Source organism: Lentihominibacter faecis (assembly GCF_014306095.1).
In the GTDB taxonomy this organism is placed as follows: Bacteria; Bacillota; Clostridia; order Peptostreptococcales; family Anaerovoracaceae; genus Lentihominibacter; species Lentihominibacter faecis.
Genome location: NZ_JACRWC010000019.1, coordinates 1 through 5,897 on the forward strand (window position 1 = coordinate 1; position 5,897 = coordinate 5,897).

Below are 5,897 nucleotides of genomic sequence, written 5' to 3' on the forward strand. Positions count from 1 at the left end.
TGATGGCCGGAGCGTAGGAATACCAGCCGAACCCGGCACAGATGGCGATACTTTCCTTGAGAGAAAAACCGAAAGCCATAGCCGCCCCGCCCCCTGCCAGCATGGTGCCTGCCAGGATCGCCAGCGGGAACGCCAGCGCTTTGAGACCCACCGACTTTAAATTTGCAGCCACCGTTCCCGAAAGACCGAGATCGAATCCGATAATAGCGATCAGCACGCATAAGAATATCGTCAAGCCATTGCCTGTGATGGTCGAAATCTCCTCCAGATGATCCTGAAACTGATCTACAAGACCGAAACGACCCACTGCGATCCCGGCGATGACTAAAGACACGATCCCCACCGTGCTTTTGAGATCCGACGTGCCCGCCTTGCCTCTGTGCTCCCGCTCCTGTGCATCTTTTTCCGAACCGCCGTACCGATTGAGCCGCAGCGCCTTACGCACCAGAAAGATCATCAGAATGCTGCCTCCAATGGTAGCCAGCGTGATTGCCAGAGCCTGGACTCCGATGGTAGCCAGCGCCGACGTCACCTGCCGGTTGATTCCCATGCGAAGCCCCATGAGAAATACCAGTATATACACCGCTGCCATCATGCTTTTATCCAGGAAGCCGAAACGGCTGGCCATGCTCCGCAGTCTGGACGCGATAAAATAACAGAGGATCAAAATCCCCCAATACACGAAAATCATCATTTCCTTTTACCTTCTTCTGCTGTATAATGATTCTATGTCTGTGCTTCGCCATGTGCAGGCGCAAATCCTGCAAAACAGCTAGCAGAACAATCGTATCAAATCAGAAAGGATATTGCAATGGATTTTAACAAAGGTCTTAAAGACGGTATCCCGGTAGCTCTAGGATATTTCTCCGTATCGATCGCCTTCGGTCTCATGGCCATCGAAAATGAATGCAGCGCACTGGAAGCCGTCCTGATTTCCGTGACAAACCTCACGTCAGCCGGACAGTTTGCCGGCGTGACTGTACTTGCCGCCATGGGAACCTACGTGGAGATGGCTATGACACAGCTGGTCATCAATTCCCGTTATTCCCTGATGGCGATTTCACTTTCCCAGAAAGTGGACGGGAAATTCCGCGGCATCTGGAAGTGGCTGCTGGGATTCGCCATCACCGACGAGATCTTTGCCGTTGCCATCGGTCACGACGGATCGATTTCAAAAGAATACTTTTCCGGTCTTATCAGTCTTCCGATCCTGGGCTGGTCCGCAGGGACTCTGTTCGGAGCAGTCCTGGGAAACATCATGCCTGAGATCATCACCACATCACTGGGCATCGCCCTCTATGGCATGTTCATCGCCGTTGTTGTACCGAAAGCGCGCGAAAACCGCCACGTACTGATCACCGTGATCCTCGCCATCATCATCAGTACCGTGATCCGATACGTTCCTGTCTTTTCAGGGATCTCGGCGGGATTCGCCATTATTATCAGTGCAGTGATCGCATCAGTGGCCGGGGCTGTATTCTTCCCGGTAAAGGAGGCCGAATAATGGACATGCTTACATTTTTACCGTATCTGCTGGTAATGGCCGGTGTCACATATCTGATCCGTGCCCTGCCTTTCGTTCTGGTCAATAAAAAAATAGAGAACCGGTTTCTCAACTCGTTTCTCTATTATATTCCTTATACCGTTCTGGCTGCCATGACTTTCCCGGCGATCCTGTATGGGACCAACCACATGATCTCCGCCATCGCAGGGCTGGCCGTCGCCGTATTCATCGCCTACAAAGGCAAGGGACTGCTCATCGTTGCAGTGGGCGCCTGCAGCGCCGTATTCGTTGCGGAGCTGGTACTGATGGTGGTGCGGTAGAGCTATTCCGGAATGCTCCAGTCGATGGGTTCCTGCCCTGTAGACTGCAGGAATGCATTGGTTCTCGAAAAATACTTTCCGCCGAAATAACCTCGATGTGCCGACAGTGGACTCGGATGTACGCTCTTGATGATGCAGTGCTGCTTTCCCGTGATGAGAGCTTCTTTAGCCTTTGCAAAGCCTCCCCAGAGAATGAATACCATTGGTTTTTCTCTGGCGTTAAGATGCTGGATCACCTGATCCGTGAAGACCTCCCAGCCCTGACCTCGGTGCGAGCCTGCCGCTCCCCTGCGAACCGTCAAAACCGTATTGAGCAGGAGCACGCCGTTTTTCGCCCAGCTTTCCAGATTGCCGTGGCTCGGCGGATCGAACCCCAGATCATCCTGCAACTCCTTAAAAATATTCACCAGCGAAGGCGGTTTCTGCACACCCTTCTGCACCGAAAAGCAAAGCCCGTGAGCCTGTCCCGGTTCATGGTACGGATCCTGCCCCAGGATCACCGCTTTCACATCTTCATACGGCGTAAACTTCAACGCATTGAAAATATCGTACATATTGGGATAAATCGTTCGGCTGCCGTATTCCTGCTTGAGAAACTCCCGCAGCTTCAGATAATAATCCTTGTCAAATTCGCCCTTCAGGACGTCGTCCCAGCTGTTTCCGATGTGTACCATGTTCGTGCTACCCGCCTTTCTGTATTGCTTGCTGATGGGGTTATTTTATCATATCAGAAAGCGGATTGGAATATCTTTCCCGATCCAGCCCGTACCAAAATCTTCGTTTTATATTTTTTTATAGGGCATTTCGAGAAAGTGTATCTTGTGTCTAAAATCTATTTCTCGCAATCTCATAATTTTTAACGGATATCGAGAAGCTGTGCAATCAAAACAGCTTGGCAACTCTACATCGCTCTTGCATTTTCTCGATATCAACTGATTTTTTTACCATTCGAAGATTTAGGTATTTGACCGGGGCCGCAGCCGGAGAAAAATTCTTCATTTGTCCCATTTTTTCAGCAAAACGAAGATTTAGGTAACAGCCATCGCAATTCTACTCATAACAGTCTCACCATCTTCCCGCAAAACATGTTACAATATCCTCAGCAATCACGATAAGGAGAATCCCACTATGCTGCAAAACACACCCACCGTCTATCTCTCCCGACTGGCTTCGCCATCACTGCAAAGGTTTCTGCAAAGCAACGGCTTTCAGCTGAACTCTCTCGACGTACCTGGCGTTTATCCGGAGATTTCTACCCATGCGGATATCCTGCTGTGCCAGCTGGGACTTTGGGAAAAGGCGCAGATCTTTCACGGAGATCCGGAAAAGCTGGCACGAAATTACCCGGGAAATATCCGGTACAATGCTGTTTGCACAGGGAAATATTTTATCCATAATCTCCAGTACACGGATCCGGATCTGCTGGCAGCAGCGGAAACAAAGGCAGCAGCCGACAGCGCAATCCTGACAAAGATCCACGTCAAGCAAGGCTACACCCGCTGCAGCCTGCTGCCTGTGGATGACCGATCGTTCATCACGTCAGACGCAGGTATTGCAAAGACCCTTGCGGACCATGACACGGACGTGCTGCTGATCCATCCGGGTCATATACACCTGCCGGGATTCGACTACGGATTCATCGGAGGCACCGGCGGCGGCCTCCCCCTGTCCGGCCGCCGCCTCTTGGTCGTAAACGGCAATATCGAAACTCACCCGGACCATAAAAAAATCGCGACCTTCCTCGAAGATCGCGATATCGACTTATACTACTCGAAGGACAGCCCACTGATGGATATCGGCAGCATCCTCGTAGACGCCGCACCGAAGCCTTTGCAGCAGCCAGCCCAGGATTAATCTGCTCCCGGAATCGCCACCCAGGCCTCTCCGCTTTCAGCTATGCCACCCCAGCCATTCTTTCTCCTTATGGCTGTACTTTCTTCTGGAATGCCTCCAGGCTCTGTCCCAGGGACATGCGCACCCGCGGCAGAAGCAGCGGGTTATCGCCCGGCTTGGCCTTGCCCGGCTGAGTCGTCACTGCGCACAGGAACCCGGCTTCCTTGACCATGGCCACACTGCTGTCGTTGTAATCCCCATACGGATAAGCAAAGGCATCACCGCTGCCACAGATCTCGATGGATTTCTTCAGATCCGCCATTCCCTCTTCATGGGAAATCGCCGGGAAAATGCCTCCGTGACCAATGTTTCCGCCTGGCCTGTGCATGTTGTGGGAATGAGACTCATAGTACACATAATCGCTCTGATACTGGGCGATTTTTTCTTCTCCATTAGAGGATGTGATCATGAAACATGTAGCCGGGACCTTGCACTTTTCAAGCACCGGGATACCGTGATCCAGGAAGCTCTTGGCTCCATCGTCAAAGCACAATACAATGCTCTTATCCGGCAGTTTCAGCTTGCCGTCGATATATTCCCGCACCTCCTTCCAGGTCGGATAATAATAATCTTCTGAATTGAGCCAGTTTAGTTCCGCCTCCAGTGCCTGAGCCGAAATATAATTGCCGAACCTCTTGTTAAGATCCTCCGGCGGATCGTTCTCATCGTACACGTAATGATACATGCAGATCGGAAGCCCCGGCGTCTGATAACTGGTGTTCGGCTCTACCGTCACATTCCGGAACACCCGCGTTTTATTGCCCTTGGAATCCTCGACAGTATAAGCCAGTTTACGATTTCCAGCCTTGTTGAGATCATCGTAGGAAACCTTCACATCTTTCGTGATATCATTACCCTTTTTATCAGTGGCCTTGTAACCCGGCTCGTCAAAAGACTCACCCAGCTTCACGGTGATCTTGCTGGCTCCGGTCAGCTCCAGCACAGGATCCATCTCGCCTGTCACCGTGATCGTCCGCTTTGCCGTATAGCCTTTCACACTGTACTTCACCGTATATTTTCCGGCTTTCGTCGTATCCAGATCACTGTCGATCTTGATCTTTTTACTGTAGTCTTTACCATCTATCTTTGCAGTCGCTCCCGGCTCATCGTATACACCGTTGAGACTGATGGTCATCTCCGCATCCCCGTTGAGCTTGATGGGAGACTGCTTCGCCTGATACAGGATGGCAAATCCCGCCACCGCCACTACCAGGACAGCCAGGATAAGGACCAGGATCTTACGCTGACGATACCGTTTCATTCTCTTCGCATGCCGCGCACGCTGCCTATTATCTTGTCTTTCCAAAATACTTTCTCCATCTATTTTATTCGTATTCCTTCGCAGGTTCATTTATTATACCATGCCTTGGCACGTTTGTGATACCATATCCCGTTATTTGTGGTACAATAATCTCATGAAAAAACATGCTATCATACCCGTCTTCATTCCTCATCGCGGCTGCCCCAACGACTGCGTCTTCTGCAATCAGAAGGCAATCACCGCCTGCAGCAGCGATGTGAGTCCCGAAGATGTGAGAAATACAATCGAAACATATCTGCCGACCCTCACCGGGCGCGGCCTTGAGACCATCGAGCTGGCCTTTTTCGGCGGCAGCTTTACCGGGCTTTCCATAGCTGAGCAGTCGGCATTTCTGACAGTTGCCAAAGAATACAAAGACGCCGGTCTCATCGACAAGATCCACATGTCCACCCGTCCGGACTACATCGACCGGGACATCCTGGACAACCTGAAAACATACGACACGGACATCATCGAGCTGGGCGTTCAGTCCTTCGATCCCGACGTGCTTCGTGCCTCCAACCGCGGTCATACAGTAGAAGACGTCTACAGTGCCTGCCGTCTCATCAAGGAGTACGGGTTTACCCTGGGAATCCAGCTGATGATCGGGCTGCCCAGCGATTCTCCTGCAAAGTCTATCGCATCTGCAAAGGAAACGGTTCGGCTTGCACCTCAGCTGGCGAGGCTCTATCCTACCATAGTACTGCAGGACACCCGACTTTTGCAGATGTATGAGGAAGGAATCTATCAGCCTCTGACTACAGAGGAAGCCGTCTCCACCACCAAAGAAATGTACCGGATCCTAAGTGACGCCGGGATCACCATTCTTAGAGTCGGCCTTAAAAGCACCGATTTGATTACCGAGGGCGAAGCCGTCTGC

Annotated in this window: 7 protein-coding genes; 4 read left to right on the top strand and 3 right to left on the bottom strand. The window is 51.5% G+C overall.

The features are described 5' to 3' along the window. Positions 1-694, bottom strand: a 694-nt coding sequence (locus H8876_RS00990) for a LysO family transporter (RefSeq protein WP_249286162.1), incomplete at its 3' end; no start/stop codon positions are given. A 117-nt stretch (positions 695-811) separates the two neighbouring features. Here H8876_RS00990 and H8876_RS00995 point away from each other — a divergent pair. Together H8876_RS00995 and H8876_RS01000 are read left to right on the top strand one after the other, a co-directional pair. Next, positions 812-1,504: an AzlC family ABC transporter permease gene (locus tag H8876_RS00995; protein WP_249286163.1), complete on the top strand. Its 693-nt coding sequence runs from the start codon at positions 812-814 to the stop codon at positions 1,502-1,504. Further along, positions 1,504-1,824 (top strand): AzlD domain-containing protein, encoded by a 321-nt coding sequence (locus tag H8876_RS01000; RefSeq protein WP_177264379.1) that lies wholly within the window; start codon positions 1,504-1,506, stop codon positions 1,822-1,824. Before H8876_RS00995 ends, H8876_RS01000 begins: the two co-directional genes overlap by 1 nt. Before the next feature lie 2 nt (positions 1,825-1,826). On the opposite strand, the gene H8876_RS01005 is transcribed toward H8876_RS01000, so the two are convergent. Continuing rightward, positions 1,827-2,498, bottom strand: a complete 672-nt coding sequence (locus H8876_RS01005; RefSeq protein ID WP_249286164.1) for a uracil-DNA glycosylase — start codon at positions 2,496-2,498, stop codon at positions 1,827-1,829. Positions 2,499-2,952: 454 nt separating this feature from the next. On the opposite strand from H8876_RS01005, the gene H8876_RS01010 reads away from it, so the two are divergent. Next, a complete protein-coding gene (locus H8876_RS01010) occupies positions 2,953-3,678 on the top strand; it encodes a DUF6873 family GME fold protein (RefSeq protein WP_249286165.1) in 726 nt (241 codons plus the stop codon). Positions 3,679-3,745: 67 nt separating this feature from the next. Here the strand turns inward: H8876_RS01010 and H8876_RS01015 are convergent, their stop codons facing one another. Next, positions 3,746-5,023: a polysaccharide deacetylase family protein gene (locus H8876_RS01015; protein ID WP_249286166.1), complete on the bottom strand. Its 1,278-nt coding sequence runs from the start codon at positions 5,021-5,023 to the stop codon at positions 3,746-3,748. A 109-nt stretch (positions 5,024-5,132) separates the two neighbouring features. On the opposite strand from H8876_RS01015, the gene H8876_RS01020 reads away from it, so the two are divergent. Next, positions 5,133-5,897 (top strand): elongator complex protein 3 (locus tag H8876_RS01020; protein ID WP_249286167.1); only part of this gene is annotated, 765 nt, incomplete at its 3' end.